The sequence below is a fragment of the Bradyrhizobium sp. UFLA05-153 genome (genome assembly GCF_054185185.1).
Window position 1 is genome coordinate 105478 of sequence record NZ_JBBIAM010000001.1, and the last position, 19337, is coordinate 124814.

At 65.6% G+C, this 19337-nt stretch carries 15 protein-coding genes; 7 read left to right on the forward strand and 8 right to left on the reverse strand.

The genetic code is table 11. The features are described 5' to 3' along the window. Window positions 1-7: 7 nt before the first annotated feature. The 8 genes from Q2941_RS00505 to Q2941_RS00540 form a co-directional block, all read right to left on the reverse strand. Complete coding sequence (locus Q2941_RS00505; protein WP_458191229.1) at window positions 8-2908, reverse strand: flotillin family protein; 2901 nt, start codon at window positions 2906-2908, stop codon at window positions 8-10. Window positions 2909-2934: 26 nt separating this feature from the next. Then, on the reverse strand, window positions 2935-3768 hold the full coding sequence (locus Q2941_RS00510) for a phosphoenolpyruvate hydrolase family protein (protein WP_458191231.1): 834 nt from the start codon (window positions 3766-3768) through the stop codon (window positions 2935-2937). A gap of 3 nt (window positions 3769-3771) precedes the next feature. Then, complete coding sequence (locus Q2941_RS00515; RefSeq protein WP_458191233.1) at window positions 3772-5988, reverse strand: ABC transporter permease; 2217 nt, start codon at window positions 5986-5988, stop codon at window positions 3772-3774. Next, window positions 5981-6763 (reverse strand): ABC transporter ATP-binding protein, encoded by a 783-nt coding sequence (locus tag Q2941_RS00520; RefSeq protein ID WP_458191235.1) that lies wholly within the window; start codon window positions 6761-6763, stop codon window positions 5981-5983. The genes Q2941_RS00515 and Q2941_RS00520 overlap by 8 nt, the downstream gene beginning before the upstream one ends. Next, on the reverse strand, window positions 6756-7835 hold the full coding sequence (locus Q2941_RS00525; protein WP_254113228.1) for a branched-chain amino acid ABC transporter permease: 1080 nt from the start codon (window positions 7833-7835) through the stop codon (window positions 6756-6758). The genes Q2941_RS00520 and Q2941_RS00525 overlap by 8 nt, the downstream gene beginning before the upstream one ends. Before the next feature lies 1 nt (window position 7836). Then, on the reverse strand, window positions 7837-8847 hold the full coding sequence (locus Q2941_RS00530; protein WP_458191237.1) for a branched-chain amino acid ABC transporter permease: 1011 nt from the start codon (window positions 8845-8847) through the stop codon (window positions 7837-7839). A gap of 306 nt (window positions 8848-9153) precedes the next feature. Continuing rightward, window positions 9154-9981, reverse strand: a complete 828-nt coding sequence (locus Q2941_RS00535; protein ID WP_027521166.1) for a helix-turn-helix domain-containing protein — start codon at window positions 9979-9981, stop codon at window positions 9154-9156. A gap of 127 nt (window positions 9982-10108) precedes the next feature. Next, on the reverse strand, window positions 10109-11359 hold the full coding sequence (locus tag Q2941_RS00540; protein ID WP_254113227.1) for an ABC transporter substrate-binding protein: 1251 nt from the start codon (window positions 11357-11359) through the stop codon (window positions 10109-10111). A 211-nt stretch (window positions 11360-11570) separates the two neighbouring features. On the opposite strand from Q2941_RS00540, the gene Q2941_RS00545 reads away from it, so the two are divergent. The 7 genes from Q2941_RS00545 to Q2941_RS00575 all read left to right on the forward strand — a co-directional run bounded on the left by Q2941_RS00545 (window position 11571) and on the right by Q2941_RS00575 (window position 19335). Next, on the forward strand, window positions 11571-12761 hold the full coding sequence (locus Q2941_RS00545) for a fumarylacetoacetate hydrolase family protein (RefSeq protein ID WP_458191240.1): 1191 nt from the start codon (window positions 11571-11573) through the stop codon (window positions 12759-12761). 275 nt (window positions 12762-13036) lie between these two features. Then, complete coding sequence (ytfQ, locus tag Q2941_RS00550; protein WP_027521163.1) at window positions 13037-14002, forward strand: galactofuranose ABC transporter, galactofuranose-binding protein YtfQ; 966 nt, start codon at window positions 13037-13039, stop codon at window positions 14000-14002. 126 nt (window positions 14003-14128) lie between these two features. Further along, window positions 14129-15673, forward strand: a complete 1545-nt coding sequence (locus Q2941_RS00555; RefSeq protein ID WP_458191242.1) for a sugar ABC transporter ATP-binding protein — start codon at window positions 14129-14131, stop codon at window positions 15671-15673. Beyond that, a complete protein-coding gene (locus Q2941_RS00560) occupies window positions 15670-16662 on the forward strand; it encodes an ABC transporter permease (RefSeq protein WP_027521161.1) in 993 nt (330 codons plus the stop codon). The genes Q2941_RS00555 and Q2941_RS00560 overlap by 4 nt, the downstream gene beginning before the upstream one ends. Then, a complete protein-coding gene (gene yjfF / locus Q2941_RS00565) occupies window positions 16659-17639 on the forward strand; it encodes a galactofuranose ABC transporter, permease protein YjfF (RefSeq protein ID WP_458191244.1) in 981 nt (326 codons plus the stop codon). The genes Q2941_RS00560 and yjfF overlap by 4 nt, the downstream gene beginning before the upstream one ends. Beyond that, window positions 17636-18412 (forward strand): FadR/GntR family transcriptional regulator, encoded by a 777-nt coding sequence (locus tag Q2941_RS00570; RefSeq protein WP_027521159.1) that lies wholly within the window; start codon window positions 17636-17638, stop codon window positions 18410-18412. The genes yjfF and Q2941_RS00570 overlap by 4 nt, the downstream gene beginning before the upstream one ends. Continuing rightward, entirely contained in the window at window positions 18409-19335 is a 927-nt protein-coding gene (locus Q2941_RS00575; protein ID WP_027521158.1) for a Gfo/Idh/MocA family protein, read from the forward strand. Before Q2941_RS00570 ends, Q2941_RS00575 begins: the two co-directional genes overlap by 4 nt. Window positions 19336-19337: the final 2 nt, after the last annotated feature.

Sequence of the window (19337 nt, forward strand, 5' to 3'; positions counted from 1 at the left end):
CTAGACCTCAACTCTTCTTGCGCGGGCCGCGCCCGGCCGGCGGTTCGCCCTCGGCGGAAGGCGTAGGCGAGGCGGCCGGCTTGTCGCCGCCGCCTTTGCGCGTCGAATCCTTGATGCCCTGCATGTCGCGGGCCTCGCGGATCAGGCCCGGCATCTTGGCGAGGCTGCCGCCTTCGACGCCGATGTCGGACAGGATGGAGTCGATCAGCGGTGCCTGGACGCGGTAGCGCAGCGCCGAGTCGATCACCTCGTCGGTGGCGCTGCGGCCACCATTGCCACCGCCATGGCCGGCGCCGTTGAGGCCGTCGACCTGGAGAATGCGGATGCCCTCGATCTTCTCCATCGGCTTGACGCTCTCGCGCACGATGCCCTCGATGCGGTCGAGCAGCTTTCTGCGGAACAACGAGTAGCGCGCCTGATCGGTTAGCACATTCTCGGCCTCGTTCAGCATCCGCTGCGCCTCGGCTTCGACGGCCGCGCGAACACGCTCGGCTTCGGCGGCAATACGCGTCTCCTCGGCCTGCTTCTCGGCGAGCAGCACCTCGACCGTCTTACGGCGCTTGGCGATCTCGCTCTCGCGGGCTGTGACAACACGCTCGGCGGCTTCGGTCGCGCGCATGCGCGCTTCCTCGGCGGCGGCGCGCGCGGCGGACTCTTCCAGAGACTTCTGATGGATGGCGATTGCCTTCTCCATCAGGACGGTCTCGACTTCTTTCTCGCGATTGACTTCGAGCTTGCGCAGCTCGCGCTCGCGGCCGATGCGGGCTTCGTCCAGACCACGGTCGGAGGCGATGCGAGCACGCTCGACTTCCTCGCGGGAGGCGATCTCGGCTTCCTGCAAAGATTGCACGCGCGCGACCTCGAGCTGCTCGATCGCGCGACGCCGCTCGATACGCGCGGCTTCCAGCGCCTGTTCGCGCGAGACGTCCGTGGTTTCGACCTCCTTGCGCGCGACGATCTCGGCCTGCCTGACCTGGCGGTCGGCATCGATGCGCTCGGACTTCTTGGTCGATAGCGCGATGACGCGGTCCTCGTCCGCGATCTCGACCGCCTTCTTCTGCTCGATATTGAGCACCTCGCGCTTCTTGGAGGAGTTGATCCGCTCGGCTTCGAGTGCAAGGTCGACGCCGATGCGCTGGCGCTCGATGGCGTCGCGCCGCTTCAGCTCGGCCGCCTCCAAGATGCCGGTCCGCTCGATTTCGAGCGCGCGGGTCTCACGCTCGGCCTGGATGCGCTCGGCGGCAACCGTTTTCTCCTGCGCGATACGCGCGGCCTCGATCGCCTCGCGGGAGGCGATGTCGGCTTCCTCGACAGCGCGGTTGCGGGCGATCTCCAGCGAGCGGACGCGCTCCTCCTGGGCGATGCGCGCCGCCTCCGTCGCTTCGCGTGCCGTGACGCCGGCGATATCCAAGGTCTGGTTGCGATCGATTTCCAATTGCCGCGTGTTCTGCTCGGCGGCGATACGCTCTGCCGCGAGCGTCCGTTCGCGGGCAATGCGGGCGGCTTCGACCGCGCGCTGAGCCTCGATCTCGGCCTCCTGGATGGTACGCACCTGCTGGATTTCCAACGCGCGGGTGCGTTCGTCGGAGGAAATGCGCTCGACATTGACGATCATGGTCTGGGCGATGCGGGCCTTTTCAGTGGCCTCGCGTGCCGCGATTTCGGCCTCATCGACGGCGCGGGTACGCTCGATCTCGCGGCGCCTTGTCTCTTCCTCGTTGGCGATGCGGGCGTCGGTCACCACCCGATCCTGCTGGATGCGGGCCTTCTCGATCGCTTCGCGTGCGGCGAGCTCGGCTTCCTCGACGGTGCGCATCCGTTCGATCTCGCGCTGGCGGACCTCGCGTTCGGATGCGATACGCGTCGTATCGATCGAGCGCTGGTTGGCGATCCGGGTCTTCTCGACCTCCTCGCGGGCGAGCAGCTCCTTCTCTTCGATGGTCCGGGTCCGCTCGATCTCCTTCTGGCGGGTCTCGCGCTCGGAGGCGATACGGGCCTCGGCAATGGCCTGATCGTTGGCAATGCGGGCCTTCTCGATGGCTTCGCGCGCAGAAATCTGCGCCTGCTCGGCCTCGGTCTCGCGCAGTGCGCGCTCGCGGGCGACCTCGGTGCGCTGAAGCGCGCGGCGCATCTCGATGTCGCGTTCCTGCTCGAGGCGCGCGGTCTCGCTTTCGCGCTCGATCTCGAGCGCCTGCCGCTCGGCCTCCAGGTTGCGGGAGCGGATCTTGATCATCGAGTCCTGCTCGATGTCGTTGCGCAGCTTGCGCTTGGCCTCGATGTCCTCCATCAGCCTCGTCAAGCCTTCGGCGTCGAAGCGGTTCGAGGGATTGAAGAATTCGAGGTCAGTCTGGTCGAGATCGGTGATCGCGACCGACTCGAGTTCGAGGCCGTTCTGGGCGAGGGCTTCGGCTGCATTGGTCTTGACGCGTGCGACGTAGTCGCCGCGCCGCTCGTGCATCTCCTCCATGGTCATCTCGGAAGCAACCGAACGGATCGCGGAGATGAACTTGCCGGCCAGCAGCGCGTGGAGCTGCTCCGGCTCCATGGTGCGGCGGCCGAGGGTAGCGGCCGCAATCGAGACGGCTTCGCGGGTCGGCTGCACGCGGACGTAAAAGTCCGCCTCGATGTCGACGCGCATGCGGTCACGGGTGATCACGGCGTCCTGCCTGGAACGTATGATGCCCATCGGCAGCACGTTCATGTTGACCGGCGTGTAGTCGTGGATGAAAGGCAGCACGAAAGCGCCGCCGTTGATCACCACGCGTTCGCCGAGGAAGCCGGTCCGGACAAACGAGACTTCCTTTGACGAGCGATGGTACAGCCAGTTCACGATGTAGACGCCAACCACGATCACGACGATCGCGACGATCAGCCAGAGGATCAATTCACCGACTAGAATCCCCGACATCTTTCCCTCCCTCGAACGTTTCGGCGTTAGCGCGCGCCGATCGCCTTGAATTTGCGTACCTGGTCCGTCAGCGCCCGCTCCACGGGCAGGCGCTCCATCGAGGAGGCTCCGTAGAAGCCGTGGCAATAGCGGGTGTTCCTCATGATGAAATCGGCGTCCGCCGGATCCGCGATCGGACCGCCATGGGCGAGCACCAGAATGTCGGGGTTGACGCTGAGCGCGGCTGAGGCCCAGGTGTCGATATGCGCCGGGCAATCGGCAAGCTTCGGCGCGGTCTGCGCGCCAATCGTGCCGCCGGTCGTGAGCCCGAGGTGACAGACGATGATGTCGGCGCCGGCGATCGCCATCGCGGCGGCTTCCTTCTCGCTGAAGACGTAAGGCGTCGTCAGCATGTCCTTCTCGCGCGCCTTCGCAATCATGTCTATTTCCAGCGCGTAGGACATGCCGGTCTCCTCCAGATTGGCGCGGAAGATCCCGTCGATCAGCCCGACCGTCGGAAAGTTCTGTACGCCGGCGAAGCCGAGAGCCTTCAACTGGTCGAGGAAGACGTCCATGTCGCGGAACGGATCGGTGCCGTTGACGCCGGCGAGCACCGGTGTCTTGCTGACCACGGGCAGGACTTCGCTCGCCATTTCCAGCACGATGGCGTTGGCATCGCCGTAGGCCATCAGGCCCGCAAGCGACCCGCGACCGGCCATGCGATAGCGGCCGGAATTGTAGATGACGATGAGGTCGACACCGCCGGCCTCTTCGCACTTGGCGGAGAGACCCGTGCCGGCCCCGCCGCCGACGATCGGCTCGCCGCGCTTTGCCATCTCGCGAAATCGCTTCAGCAGTGCAGCCCGTTCAAACCTGGCCATCGGTCACCTCGCCATTCTCCGGCGCGCCCCGGTGCGTCCGAACAGGGTCTTGAACGCACTGACAATCGTGGAGGCGAACTCGGGATCGTTGATGTTGTTCTTGACGCGGAAGAGCTGGCGATTGCTCGTCTGCCGCACCGTGCGCTCGAGTGCACGGAACAGCGCGGCATCGGCCTCGGGATCCCAGAACGGTCGTCCCTGCGCATCGAGCGCGGAGACGCCCCCCTCAGGGAGGAAGAAGCGCACCGGCCCGTCCATCTGGTTGAGCCGCTCGCCGACCCACCGCCCCATGCGCTCGTTCTCCTCCACGGTGGTCCGCATCAATGTGACCTGCGGATTGTGGACGTGGAATTTGCGACCGCGATAGCGCTCCGGGATGGTGTCGGGCGCGCCGAAATTGACCATGTCGAGTGCACCCACGGAGCCGAGATAGGGGACGCGGCTGCGGATGATCGCGCCGAAGCGATCCTCGGTCGCCGGAAATACGCCGCCCATCAGGAGATCGCAGACTTCCGTCGTCGTGAGATCGATGACGCCGGCGAGCTGGCCTGACTCGACCAGCTTCTCCATCGAGCGTCCGCCGACGCCGGTGGCGTGGAAGACGAGGCATTCGAAATCATCGCGCAGGTCGGCCGCGATCTTCTGCACCGCCGGCGTGGTGACGCCGAACATGGTGATGCCGATCGCGGGCTGGCTTGCGCTCGCGGCGCGCTCCTTCGCCTCGCGCTGGTCGAGACGTGCCTTGACCATGCCGGCAAGCGCGTTGGCGCCGTTGGCCAGCACGGCGCGCGAGATCGAGTTGAGGCCCTGCACGTCGGTGACCGAATACATCATGGTGATGTCAACCGGCCCGACATAGGGGCCGACGTCGCCGGAGGCGACCGAGGAGATGATCAGCTTCGGCACGCCGACGGGGAGGGCCCGCATCCCCGGTGCAACGAGCGAGGCCGCACCCGAGCCGCCGGCCGAGATGACGCCGGCGACGTTGCCCTGGCGGCGCAGCCAGTTTGCGAATGCATCGGCCATCGCTGTCACGGCGACACCGCGGTCGGGGCCAAACACGGCCAATCCGCCGCGGCCGTGGTTCAGCGCGATCTCCTGCGCGGAGACGTCGCAGCTCGTGTGCCTGCCGCTGGTGGAGACGTCGACGAGGCGCGTGCGCAGGCCGCTTTCCGCGATGATGTCTCGGATGAAGCGCAGTTCCGTGCCCTTGGTGTCGAGCGTGCCGACGACCAGCACGACGGGCGGGCCGGAGGTTTGCGCCGCGACCGGCTCGCGCTTGCGCCGCGCGGTTTCGTCGAGCCGCGCGATCTGAGTGGAGAGTGTGCGCGCTGCGGCCTCGATGCGGGCGATCGGCACCGGCTGCGACCAGCGCGTCGGCAGGGTCGGGTTGGAGATGTAGATGCGGATCGGCCCGCTCGGACGCGTGGGCTGCGGTGCAGCTTTTCCATCAGAACCGGTCGCTGGAACATCGATGTCCGGCGCAAGCTCGGCATGAATCCCAACGCCAAGCAGGCGCTGTTGCAAATCGCGGTCAGCGGCAAGGCGAACCGAATCGATGATGCGATTGATCCGGCCGTTGACCATGATCGCGACGTTGCGCGAGATCGCGGTGGCAACGCCGATGTTCTGCTCGATCACGAGCACCGACATGTCGCCGTCCTCGCCGAGCCGCAGCAGCATGTCCTCGACCTGGGCGACGATGATGGGCGCAAGGCCTTCGGTCGGTTCGTCCATGATCAGGTGCTGTGGATTGGTCAGCAGCGCGCGCGAGATCGCGAGCATCTGCTGCTCGCCGCCGGAGAGCTGGCCGCCGCCATGATCCTTGCGCTCGGCGAGCCGCGGAAACGTGTCGTAGATCCGTTCGACGGTCCAGGCACCAGTGCGGATGCCGCCGGCAAGCTGCAAATGCTCGTCGACGCTGAGCGACCTCCAGAGGCGGCGTCCCTGCGGCACATAGCCGACGCCAAGCCGCGCGATATGCGCCGGTGGCCGCCTCGTGATGTCTTCGCCCCGAATGCGGATCGAGCCGCTGCTCACGGGCACAAGCCCCATGATCGCCTTGCACAGCGTGGTCTTGCCCATGCCGTTGCGTCCCACAACGGAGAACACGCCCGCATCGAGTGCCAGGTCGACGCCTTGCAGCGCGTGCGAATGGCCGTAGTAGACGTCGAGGCCTTTGACCTCGAGCGCGGGGCCGGTGCGGCGGACCTCATTCATGGCCGCCTCCGAGATAAAGCTCCTGGACCTCGGGGTCTGACTGGATCTCCTGCGGCAGGCCTTCCTTGAAGATGCGCCCGTTGTGCATCATCGTGACGCTCTCCACGACGCGCAGCGCCACATCCATGTCGTGCTCGATGATGATGTAGCCGATATGCGAAGGCAGCGAGGTCAGGATCTCGATCAACTCCAGCCGCTCGGCGGGCGAAAGACCTGCGGCCGGCTCGTCGAACAGCACGAAGCGCGGGGCGCCGGCGAGCGCCAGCGCGATCTCGAGCTGGCGCTGCTGGCCATGCGCGAGCTCGGCGACGCGCTGATCCCTGACATTCGTCAGATGCACCGCCTGCACGAGATTGTCGGACGCATGCATCAGCGCGTCGTTCTGGCCCGGCCGCAGGAGCGAAAAGCGCCCGCGTGAGACGCCGCGGCAGGCGAGGTAGACGTTGTCCTGAACGGTGAGGCCGGGGAACAGCGCGGAGATCTGGTAGGTCCGGCGCAGGCCGCGGCGGATACGCTCGTAGGGTGGGAAGTGCGTGATGTCCTCGCCGAAGAAACGGATGGTGCCGGAGGAGGGCGGGAAGTCGCCGGTGATGCAGTTGAACAGCGTGGTCTTGCCGGCGCCATTGGAGCCGAGCACCGCGCGCCGCTCGCCGGGCCGCACGGTGATGGTGACGTCGGTCAGCGCAGCGAGCGCGCCGAACAGCCGCGTCACGCCGCGCAGCTCGAGCGCTGCGCCGGCGCCAACAGCGGAGAGGCGATGGGCGACGCTATCCACGACCTCGACCTCCGCTTGAGCGAGGCGAGCTCAGTCGCTGGCGCCAGCGCTGCCACAGGCCGATGACGCCATCCGACGACCAGAACACGATGGCGAGGAAGCCCAGCCCGATCAGCAGCCGGAAACGGTTGCCGTCGAGCCCGATCTTGACCAGGAAGTCGAGTGCGAAGGTGCGAAGCAGCACGAAGATCAGCGCGCCGATGTAAGGACCGATCGGCCGCGTGATGCCGCCGACGATCGCAATGATGAGAATGTCGATGCAGGCGCCGACGCTGACCGAGCCGGGAGATATCTGCCGGTAGTTCCAGACCTGCAACACGCCGGCCAGCGCCGCGACGAAGGATGCGAAGGCGTAAGCCGCGACGCGATGGGCATTGACGTTGAAGCCGAGCGTCGCCATGCGGCGCGGATTGTCGCGCACGCCTTGCAGGGCCAGACCGAACGGCGCCCGCGAGATGTATTCGACCGCGAAGTAGCAGAGCGCGGCGACGCCGAGCACGATGTAATAGAAGGGAATATCGGCGCGCCAGTTGACGCCCCAGAAGCGCGGCGTGCCGACGTTGTTGATGCCGGTGTGGCCGTTGAAGATCGCCCAGTTCTGGTTGGTGAAGTAGTAGAACGCCGCGCCGATCGCGAGCGTGATCATGATGGTGTAGATGCCCTCGGTCCGCACCGCGAGCGCGCCGCCGAGCGAGCCGAACGCGGTGGCGAGCGCGAGCGCCATGGGGACCGCAAGCCACCACGGCCAGCCCAGGCTGATATTGGCGTTGTCGCTGGTGCCGAACACCGCGACCATGTAGGCGGCAAAGCCCGCCACGGTGAGCTGCATCAGGCTGACCATGCCGCCATAGCCAGCGAGGAACATCAGGCTCAGCGCGATGGTGCCGAGGATCAGCGTGGTCGCAAAGATCTCGATCAGGAAGAAGCCGTTGGCGATCAGCGGCATGATCAAAAGGACGATCGCGACGATCCAGGCGGCGGGATTGTCGATCTCCGGCCAGCCACGCAACGCGGGCCGCTGCACGCCGGAGGCGGTGCGAACGGGAACGCGTGCGTCGTGGGTGAGCGACATGTCAGCGCCTCGCGAGCAGGCCTTGCGGCCGGAGTGCCAGCACCAGCACCATGATCAGGAAGGTCACGACGATCGCATAGGTCGGGATGTAGACCGAGCCGAGCTGCTCGGCGAGGCCGATGATCAGGGCGCCGAGGGCGGCGCCCGGGATTGAGCCCATGCCGCCGACGATCACGACCACGAGCGAGGCGAGCAGGAAGCGGATGTCCTCGCCCGGCGAGAGCGATTGAAACGTGCCGCCGACGACGCCGGCAATGCCGGCGAGTCCGGCGCCCAGCGCAAACACCAGTACGAACACGACCTGGATGCGTACGCCGGTCGCGGCGAGGATGTCGCGGTCATCGACCCCGGCGCGGATGATCATGCCGATCCGCGTGCGGTTGAGCGCCAGCCACATAGCGATCCCGATCACCACGGACGCCGCGAAGATCACGAGCCGCACCAGCGGATAGCGCAGATAGACCGGCTCACCCGAGGATTTGAGCGCCGTGATCAGCGGCAGCTCGATGGGGCCGATCAGCCAGCTCGGGGTCGGGATCTGGTAGAAGTCGCCGCCGGCGGCCCACAGCATCAGGTCGGCAAACACGATCGAGAGCCCGATCGTCACCATGGTCTGGCGCAGGTCCTGGCCCTCCATGCGGCGAAAGACGATGACCTGGAGCAGGATGCCGACCAGCGCTGTCAGGATGAAGGCGATCATGAAGCTCAGAATCCACGAGCCGGTCGAGGCGCTGATGGCGTAGCCGACATAGCCGCCGAACAGATAGAGCGAGCCGTGCGCGAGATTGACGTTGCGCATCAGGCCGAAGATCAGCGTGAAGCCGCTCGCGACCAGGAAGTACAGCCCGCCGAGCGTGATGCCGTTGAAGACGGCGTTGAGGAACACCCGCTTGCGGCCGATCGCCTCTTCCAGCCCCGGCGGCCAGACCGCGAAGATCAGCCATAGCGCGAGCGCAATCGCGATGATGACGATCAGCGCCCAGGTGGGATGGCGTTCGACAAAGCGGGTCATGATGGCCGCTCGCTCTTCACCTCGCCCCGCTCGCGGGGAGAGGTCGGAATTTGCGCAACGCGCAAATTCGGGGTGAGGGGAGGGGACCACGGGTCCAACCGCCACCGACCTCGCGGAGGCTCCCCCTCGCCCCGACCCTCTCCCCGCAGGCGGGGAGAGGGGGCAGGCAGACCGTCACCGGCTGCTAGCCCTGCCATGGACGTGCATCTCCCTGGGTTCGCGATCCTCTTTCGGGATCGCGTTCCGTGTATCCTAGCGAGGAGGCGAGGAGGGTGTTTGATCGAGAGTATCTTTTCGCGCGCGGCTTTATGCGCGCAAAACCTTGGCTGCGCGGCGATAATCGGTCGGGGCCATGCCGACATTGGCAGCGAAGAAGCGGGTGAAACCACTCTGCGAGGAGAAGCCGAGATCGAAGCCGATATCGGCGATCGGCGCTTCGCTCGCGACCAGCGCCTCCAGCGCCTGCTCCATGATCAGCGTGTTGAGATAGAGATGCGGGGTCACGCCGGTCTGGGTGCGGAACAGGCGGTAGAAATGCGGCCGCGACAGGCCGGATTCACGAGCGATGGTGTCGAGCTCCATCTCGGCGCCCGGACTTTCGGACATCAGCTTGATGCATTTGCGCACGCGAAAATCGGTAACGGCGCCGGCCGCGCGGGTATCGCGGGCGATCTCGGCCTGCTGCCAGCTTTCGTCGTAGCAGATGTCGATCAGTCGCCTGAGCTCGGAGTCGAGGCTCGAGAGCGAGGGCGCGCCGCACACCAGCGCCGCGGTCCTGCGGATGTGCTTATCGAGCGCCGGCGTGCGCTTGAATTGGGTGCGGCCGAAACGCAGCCGGTCGGCGCCGGGCGCATCGGGCGCGAACCACTCGGCGTTGACATAGAGCACGAAGAAGATCGCGCCGGCGTCGAGATCGGAGGGCAGGAAATTGTGCGGTTCCCAGGGGTTGACGGCGACAACGGAAGTTTCATTGAGCTGGAAGCGGCCGTCGCAAACGTCGATGCACGCGGGCATGCCGCCGACATGGAAGATCAGATGACCCTCGCGATGCGCGTGGATGTTGAAAGGGCGGTTCAACTGATAGACCGTCGCCCGACCGAACCGGCCGTGGAAGACGGCGAGCGCCCGGCTCATGCCATCCCCTCCCGATGTTCTGTTGTTTTGCCCTTAGCGTTCAACAACCGGGGAGAGATTGCAAGGGCGGTGAGATCCGCGCCTCGCAAATCGCTCCCCGGTCGCCGCAGTTGCGAACGTGATTGCGTCAGTACTTCTTACATTCCGGTACTGTACGGCTCGGCAGTCCGATCTTGGCGAACACCGCCGGATCGTAGCCGAGGGTCTGGTTCACATTCGGGATCACTTTCACGACCTTCGAGAACAGCGCGCCCTTGCCGTCATCGACGACCTCGGTCACGAAGTTGGTGCCGATTGCCTGGCGGTTGGAGTCGAGCTTGATCTTGCCGTTCGGCGCGTCGATCTCGAGCTTGGCGAGCGCTGCCTTGAACTTCTCCTGGTTGTTGGAGAGGTCGCCGTTGACGGCGCGCAGGCCAAGGATCAGCGCCATGGTCGAGCCGTAATAGTTGGTCGCGAGCAGCGACGGGCTCGGGAAGCGCTTGTTCGGCGGGAAGGCGTCCTGATAATCCTTCACGAACTTCTGCCAGCCGGGATCCTCCCAGGTGTCAGCCTGTCCGCTCGCCGCCAGCGTGCCGATCAGTGCGTTCTTGGCGTTGCCCTTGGAGGACAGGATGGTCTGGTCGATCATGATCGAGCCGCCCATCAGATGCGCCTTGCCGCCGGCCTGCTGGTACTGGTTGAGGAAGTTGACGGCGTCGGCGCCGCCCAAGCCCAGATAGATCGCATCGACATCGTCGGGCAGTGCGGCAATGACCGAGGCAAAGTCCTTGGTGCCGAGCGGTACCCATTGCCGATTGGTGACCTGTCCGCCCATGCCGCAGAATTCGAGCACCAGCCCGAACACCTGCGTGTAGATGAAGGAGTAGTCCTCGCCGACCGTCGCGATCTTGCGATAGCCCTTGTTCTCATAGGCGTATTTGCCGAGGCCGACCTGCCACTGCGCGCCGTCCATGTTGTAGCGGAAGAAGTTCGGCGCGGGATCGACAAAGGTGGTTTCCTGGGCGCCCGAGGCCGCGTTGATGAAGGTCAGCTCGGGATGGGTTTTGGCGAAGTTCTTCACGGCGATGCCTTCGTCGCCGGACAGCGGCGAGAGCAGGATCTGCACCTTGTCTTGCTCGATGAGCTTGCGCACGGCGCGCACGGCGGAGTCGGGCGTTGCATCGGTCGAGGCGATGATGAATTCGAGTTCCTTGTCGCCGACCTTCTTGCCGAGCACGTTGAGCGCGGTCTGATGGCCGCGGATGCCGTCCTCGCCGAGCACGGTGTAGGTGCCTTCGAGGGTTGCGGTGACGCCGACCTTGATCTTCTCCTGAGCCATGGCTGCGCCCGAAAGCAACAGGCTGCTCAGCGCGATGAGTCCCACACTGCCTTTCAACATTGCTCTCCTCCCTTTAGTCGTCATTCTTGTCGTCATTATTTGCCGGTAGCTCGTTGGCACGAGGCTCACGGTTCTTGAACTGTCTCTTATACACATCATGTGTATAAGAGACAGGTAGCGGAGCGCCCGCAAATGGTGTTTTTGGTGCTGGCGAGCGGCGCGTCTGTCGTGCCATGCGCGGGTGACAACGAATGAGAAAAGGACCGATACAATGAAGTCGGAAACGGCCAGGATGACACTGACGGCGAAGGACGTTTTGCCGGAGGACGGGACGCGCGGCACGCTGGTCGGACGCGTCTGGCTGCCGCAGGTCAATGGTCCTGCCGTGGTCGCGGTGCGCAGCGATGGCGTGTTCGACGTCACCGCGCGGTTTCCGACCATCAGCTCGCTGTGCGAGGAGGCCGATCCGGCAAAGGCGGTGAGCGAGACCAAGGGTGAGCGGATCGGCGATCTCGAGGCGATTGCGGCGAACACGCCGCCCGACCAGCGCGACCGGCAAAAACCCTGGCTGCTCGCGCCGGTCGATCTTCAAACCCTGAAGGCCGCCGGCGTGACCTTTGCCGTCTCCATGCTGGAGCGCGTGATCGAGGAGCGGGCGAAGGGCAACCCGGCCTCGGCCGAAGCGATCCGGAAAGAGGTGACGCGGCTGATTGGCGACGATCTGTCGAAGCTCAAGCCCGGCTCGGAGGGGGCGATGCGGCTGAAGCAGGTACTGATCGAGCAGAACGCATGGAGCCAATATCTCGAAGTCGGCATCGGCCCCGATGCGGAGGTCTTCACCAAGGCGCCGGTGCTGTCGTCGGTCGGCGCCGGCGTGGATGCCGGACTGCATCCGAAATCGACCTGGAACAATCCGGAGCCGGAGCTGGTGCTGTTTGTCTCGAGCCGCGGCAAGATCGTCGGCGGCGCGCTCGGCAATGACGTGAACCTGCGCGACTTCGAGGGCCGCTCGGCGCTGCTGTTGTCGAAGGCCAAGGACAACAACGCCTCCTGCGCCATCGGCCCGCTGCTGCGGCTGTTCGACGACACGTTCTCTCTCGATGACGCACGCAAGCTGGACATCAGCCTCAATGTGAAGGGGCAGGACGGTTTTGTGCTCAACGGCCATTCCTCGATCAGCAAGATCAGCCGCGATCCCACTGATCTCGTCGCGCAGACGATTGGCAGCGTGCATCAATATCCGGACGGCTTCGTGCTGTTCCTCGGCACGATGTTCGCGCCGGTCGATGATCGCGATGCGCCGGGGCAGGGCTTCACCCACAAGCACGACGACATCGTCACGATCGCTGCGCCCGAGCTCGGCAAGCTCACCAATCGCATGCGCACGAGCGACGAGTGCGAGCCCTGGAGCTTCGGCATCGGCGCGCTGATGAAGAACCTGGCGCAACGGAAGCTGCTGTAACGCTGGGGTGCCAGCATCGGCGTAGACCGCGTTCAAAGCCGGTGCTGGCCTTGCCTCCGCAAAACTATCGAAAACAACCCCATGCAAAGTAGGGCCGCGGGGTGCGTGGCGCGTGTCGACGACAAATCCGGGGATCAGTCATATAGTCAAATAATATTACTATACAGCGCCAAACTTCCGTGAAATGGTGCCTCCCGCCGCCCAGAGGGGCGGTCTAGCAGGTGCCATGATACCAATTGGCACCCGAGATAAACATTTTTTGGGAGACACGCCTGATGACCCTCAAAGCCCTCTTTGCGGCCAGCGCCACGGCCGCGCTGCTGCTTTCGCTGCCGGCCAATGCCGGCCAGCTCACGATCGGTTTTTCGCAGATCGGATCGGAATCCGGATGGCGCGCCGCTGAGACCTCGGTCTCCAAGCAGGAAGCAGCCAAGCGGCAGGTCAACCTGAAGATCGCCGACGCCCAGCAGAAGCAGGAGAACCAGATCAAGGCGATCCGGTCCTTCATCGCTCAGAACGTCGACGCGATCTTCCTTGCGCCGGTCGTCTCGACCGGATGGGACGCGGTCCTGAAGGAGGCCAAGGAAGCCAAGATCCCGGTCGTACTGCTCGACCGCGACATCGATCCCTCCGGCAAGGACCTCTATCTGACCGCGGTCACCTCGGACAGCGTGCACGAAGGTGCCGTCGCCGGCGAGTGGCTCGCCAAGACGGTCGGCGAGAAGGCCTGCAATGTCGTCGAATTGCAGGGCACGGTCGGCGCCAGCGTCGCCACCAACCGCAAGAAGGGCTTTGACTCCGTCGTCGCCAAGCATCCGAACCTGAAAGTGGTGCGGAGCCAGACCGGCGACTTCACCCGCGCCAAGGGCAAGGAAGTGATGGAGAGCTTCATCAAGGCGGAAGGCGGCGGCAAGTCGATCTGCGCGGTCTATGCGCATAATGACGACATGATGGTCGGCGCGATCCAGGCCATGAAGGAAGCCGGCCTCAAGCCCGGCAAGGACGTCCTGACCGTCTCGATCGACGCGGTTCCCGACATCTTCAAGGCGATGTCCGCAGGCGAAGCCAATGCCACGGTGGAGCTGACGCCGAACATGGCAGGGCCCGCGCTCGACGTCATTGCCGCCTTCAAGGACAAGGGCACCGTTCCGCCGAAGTGGATCCAGACGGAATCGAAGCTCTACACCGCCTCCGACGATCCGCAGAAGGTCTACGACAGCAAGAAGGGTCTTGGTTACTGAGCCCTCCCGTGCGCCACCGCGGCTGATGCGCTCCGGTGGCGCACCCCCCTTCGAAACTGCTAAGCGTGGTGAATTGGCCGGACGTCCGCAACCCCACAAGCGGACGCCGGCGGGAGTGACGTCGCAATGGAGACCAGCCCGGATTCTGCCCCTTGTCTGCTCGAGGTGCGTGGGATCAGCAAGAGTTTTGGCGCTGTGCGTGCGTTACAGGACGTCGATTTCACGCTTCGTGCGGGCGAGATCCATGCCCTGCTCGGCGAGAACGGCGCCGGCAAGTCCACACTGATCAAGGTGGTCACCGGCGTATTCCCGCGCGATGCGGGAATCGTTCGGCTGGGCGGCGCCGAGGTCGCGCCGCGATCGTCGAAGGCGGCGCTGGAAGCTGGCATTGCCACCGTCTACCAGGAAGTAAATTTGCTGCCGAACCTGTCGGTGGCGCAGAATCTTTTTCTCGACCGGCAGCCGATGCGCTTCGGCATCGTCCGCGAAGGCGAGATGCGCCGGCGGGCAAAGGCGTTGCTTGCCGAGTTCGGCCTCGACATCGACGTGGCGGCGCCGCTCGGCAGCTACTCCGTCGCAATCCAGCACGTCACCGCGATCGCTCGCGCCGTCGACTTGTCGGCGCGCGTTCTCATTCTCGACGAGCCGACCGCGAGCCTCGACCGTCATGAGGTCGAGATTCTCTTCAAGATCATGCGTCAGCTAGCTGGCCGCGGCATCGGAATCGTCTTCGTCAGCCACTTCCTCGACCAGGTCTACGAAATCTCCGACCGCATTACCGTCTTGCGCAACGGCCGACTGGTCGGCGAACGCGAGACCGCATCGCTGCCGCGGCTCGAACTGATCCGGATGATGCTCGGCCGCGAGCTTGCCGAAACCACCAGCGCACGCGCGCCTGCAAGCGAGCAGCAGGTGCGCGAGATCTGCGCGAGCTTCGAGGGCTACGGCAAGTCTGGCTACGTCGCGCCCTTCAATCTCGAATTGCGCCATGGCGAGGTCGTGGGTCTCGCCGGCCTTCTGGGCTCGGGACGAACCGAAACCGCGCGGCTGGTTTTCGGCGCCGAGCGTTCCGATCAGGGCCGGGCGAAAGTGGAGGGCGCGCCAGTGCGGCTCCAGACGCCGCGTGACGGAGTCCGACACGGTTTTGGCTATTGCCCGGAGGAGCGCAAGACGGAAGGCATCGTCGCCGAGCTCACGGTGCGCGAGAACATCGTACTCGCGCTCCAGGCCAAGCGCGGCCTTTACCTGCCGCTGTCGCGCCGCGAGCAGGACGAGATTGCGGCACGTTTCGTCAAGCTGCTCGACATCCGCCCGCCTGATCCGGAACGTCCGGTCGGCCTGTTGTCCGGCGGCAATCAGCAAAAGGTGCTGCTGGCGCGCTGGCTTGCGACCTCGCCGCGGCTCCTCGTGCTGGACGAGCCGACCCGCGGCATCGACGTTGGGGCGCATGCGGAGATCATCCGCCTGATCCGCGAGCTCTGTGACGATGGGCTGGCGCTGCTCGTGATCTCCTCCGAGCTCGACGAGATCGTCACCTATTCGGATCGCGTCGTCGTGCTGCGCGATCGCGCCCATGTCGAGGAATTGCAGGGCGAGGCGATCGACGTCTCCAATATCTTGGCGGCGATCGCCGCCGACAACAGTGCCATGGCGCAGGAGGGCAGGCCATGACCGCTCTTCTACCGCGCCGTGGCCTTGCCCAGATCTTCGCGCTGATCGTCATCCTGATGGTCGATCGTGCCGTCTCGCCGCAATTCTTTGACCTGCGCTTGCAGGATGGGCGGCTGTTCGGCAGCATGATCGACGTGCTCAACCGCGGCACGCCGGTGGCGCTGCTCTCGCTCGGCATGGTGCTGGTGATCGCGACGCGCGGCATCGACCTCTCGGTTGGCGCCGTGATGGCGATCTCGGGCGCGATCGCCGCGAGCCTCGCCGACAGTCACGGCTTGCCGGTGGTGCTCGCGGCCGCGCTCGGTGCGGGCCTCGTCTGCGGCCTCTGGAACGGTTTCCTGGTCAGCATCCTCGGCATGCAGCCGATCGTCGCGACGCTGATCCTGATGGTCGCCGGCCGCGGCATCGCCCAGCTCATCACCGAAGGGCGCATCGTCACCTTCACCTCGCCCGATCTGGTCTGGCTCGGCAACGGCGCCATCCTCGGCGTTCCCGTGCCGGTCGCGATTGCCCTGGGGATGCTGATCCTCACTGGCGCCGTGGTGCGCGGCTCGGCGCTCGGGCTCTTGATCGAGGCCACCGGCGGCAATGCGCGGGCAAGCGAGCTCGCCGGCGTCGGCACCCGCGCCATGATTTTGGCCGTCTATGTCTGGTGCGGCGTCTGCGCGGCGCTTGCGGGCGTGATCGCCGCGGCCGACATCATGGGGGCTGATGCCAACAATGCCGGCCTTTGGCTGGAGCTCGATGCGATCCTGGCCGTCGTGATCGGCGGAACCTCGCTGTTCGGCGGCCGCTTCAGCCTCTTGCTCGCCGTGCTCGGCGCGCTCATCATCCAGACGATGAACACGGGCATTCTCTTGTCGGGCTATCCCCCGGAATTCAACCTCCTGGTCAAGGCCGTGGTGGTGCTGGCGGTGCTGCTGTTGCAATCGCCGAAGCTGACCGGTATGGCCGGCATCGTGGCGCGTATCCGGGGGACGAAAGCATGAAAGGCCTGCCGCCCGTCCTCATCACGGCCATCGTGCTCGTCGCGGGCTTTGTGCTTTGCGCGCTGCAATTTCCCAACATCGCCTCGACCCGCGTGGTCTGCAATCTCCTGACCGACAACGCCTTTCTCGGCATCGTCGCGACCGGCATGACCTTCGTGATCATCTCGGGCGGCATCGACCTGTCGGTCGGCTCGGTGATCGGCTTCACCACCGTGTTCGTCGCGCTCGCGATCGAGCGCTGGGGCATGCCGCCGCTGGTCGCCTTCGTGGCGATCCTGGCGCTGTCCGCGGCCTTCGGCGCGGCGATGGGCGCCGTCATCCATCTGTTCGACTTGCCGCCGTTCATCGTCACGCTGGCCGGCATGTTCCTCGCGCGCGGCGCGAGCTTCCTGCTCTCGACTGAATCGGTACCGATCGCCGCGCCGATCTATTCAACGGTCTCGGACTTTGCGCTGCGACTACCGGGTGGCGGGCGACTGACGGCGGTTGCGATTATCATGCTGGTCATCGTGATCGGCGGTGCGCTGCTGCTGCAGCTCACCCGCTTCGGCGCCAATGTCTACGCGCTCGGCGGCAGCCGGGTCACGGCGAGCCTGATGGGCGTCGCCGTCGGCAAAATGACGATCCGCATCTACATGCTGTCGAGCCTGCTCGCAGGCATCGCCGGCATCGTCTTCTCCTTCTACACCGGCGCCGGCTATTCGCTCTCGGCCGTCGGCGTCGAGCTCGACACCATCGCGGCGGTGGTGATCGGCGGCACGCTGCTCACGGGCGGGCAGGGCTCGGTGGTCGGAACGTTCCTCGGCGTCCTCATTCAGGGCCTGATCCAGACCTACATCAATTTCGACGGGACACTGTCGAGCTGGTGGACCAAGATCGCGACCGGTGTTCTGCTGTTCGCCTTCATCGCTCTGCAGCAGGTCATGATCGCGCTCGCGCGCCGGCCTGCCGTGAGACCCGCGGGAGCCACGTCATGACCTCGCGCATCGTCGTCATCCCGACGCGGCGGGCCCACTCCAACCATGCGGAGGTATCCCGCTCGATCGGCGTCGACATCATCGCCGGTCGCTATGCCGAAGGCACGCGGCTGCCTGGTGATGCCGAGCTGACCTCGATGTTCGGCGTCTCGCGGCCGGTGCTGCGCGAGAGCGTGAAGACCCTCGTGGCAAAAGGTCTGCTCACCACCAAGGCGCGGGTCGGCACCGTCGTGCGCGAGCGCGGCGCCTGGAACATGTTCGACGCAGATGTGCTGGCCTGGCATCTCGACGCCGGCATCGACAAACGCTTCCTCAACGACCTCGCCGAGATCCGTCTCGCGGTCGAACCGCGCGCGGCGATGCTCGCGGCTGCGCGACGCTCGGAGGAGGACCTCGCCGAACTCAAGCGCAGCATGGACCGCATGCGGCGCGAGGCATCTGATTCCGCGGGCTTCGCCGACGCGGACCTCGCCTTGCACGTTGCGGTCGCGCGGGCGTCGGGCAATCTGTTCATGCGTTCCATCGGCCATGTCATCGAAGCCGCCTTGCGGGCGTCCTTCCTGCTCAGCGCGCCGGTCGAGGTCGAGGATCGTGACACGGTGCTGCTCTGGCACCAGAAGATCGTCGATTCGATCGCGGCGGGCGACGGCGAGGCCGCCTCGGCCGCCATGGTCTTCGTCATCCACAATGGCATGAGCCGCCATGAAGGCACGGTGATCGAGACGGCGCCGGCCGAGCCGGCGCAATCGGCTCAATCTGGAGAACAAGCGTGACTGAACTTCGTATCGCCATCGTCGGTTTCGGCAAGATCGCGCGCGATCAGCACGTCGCCGCCATCGCGGCAACACCGGGCGCAACCCTTGCCGCCATCGCGAGCCGCAATGCCTCGCTGCCGGACCTGCCGCACTTCGCCACCATCGAGGAGCTGCTCGCAAAGGGCCCGCCGATCGATGCGGTGTCGCTGTGCACGCCGCCGCAGGTGCGGCGCGCGCAGGCCTTCGCGGCGCTTGCCGCCGGCAAGCACGTGATGCTGGAGAAACCGCCGGGCCTCAGCCTCGGCGAACTCGATCCGTTGGTCACGATGGCGAAGGATGCGAAGCGGGCGCTGTTTGCGACCTGGCATTCGCGCTTTGCCCCCGCTGTCGAGCCGGCGCGGCAATGGCTCGCCGCGCGCCGGATCAAGTCCGTGCACATCGCGTGGAAGGAGGATGTCCGCGTCTGGCATCCCGGACAAGGCTGGATCTGGGAGCCGGGCGGGCTCGGCGTATTCGATCCCGGCATCAACGCACTCTCGATCCTGACCCGCATCCTGCCGCGTCCGGTGTTCGTGACCGCGGCGCAACTATCCTTCCCGGCCAATTGCGAGGCGCCGATTGCGGCGAACCTGACGCTTGCCGATGTCGACGGCCTGCCAATCATGGCCGAATTCGACTTCCGCCAGACCGGCCCGCAGAGCTGGGACATCGTGGCCGAGACGGATCAGGGCCGAATGACGCTGTCGGGCGGCGGCGCCCGCATGGCCATCGACGGCAAAGTGCTTGCGGAGGAGCCCGAAGCCGAATATCGCGGGCTCTACCGGCGTTTCGTCGAGCTTGCGGCGACGGGGGAGAGTGACGTCGACCTGACGCCGTTCCGTCTCGTCGCCGACGCCTTCATGCTCGGCAAGCGCAACGTCGTCGAACCGTTCGTGGAATGATC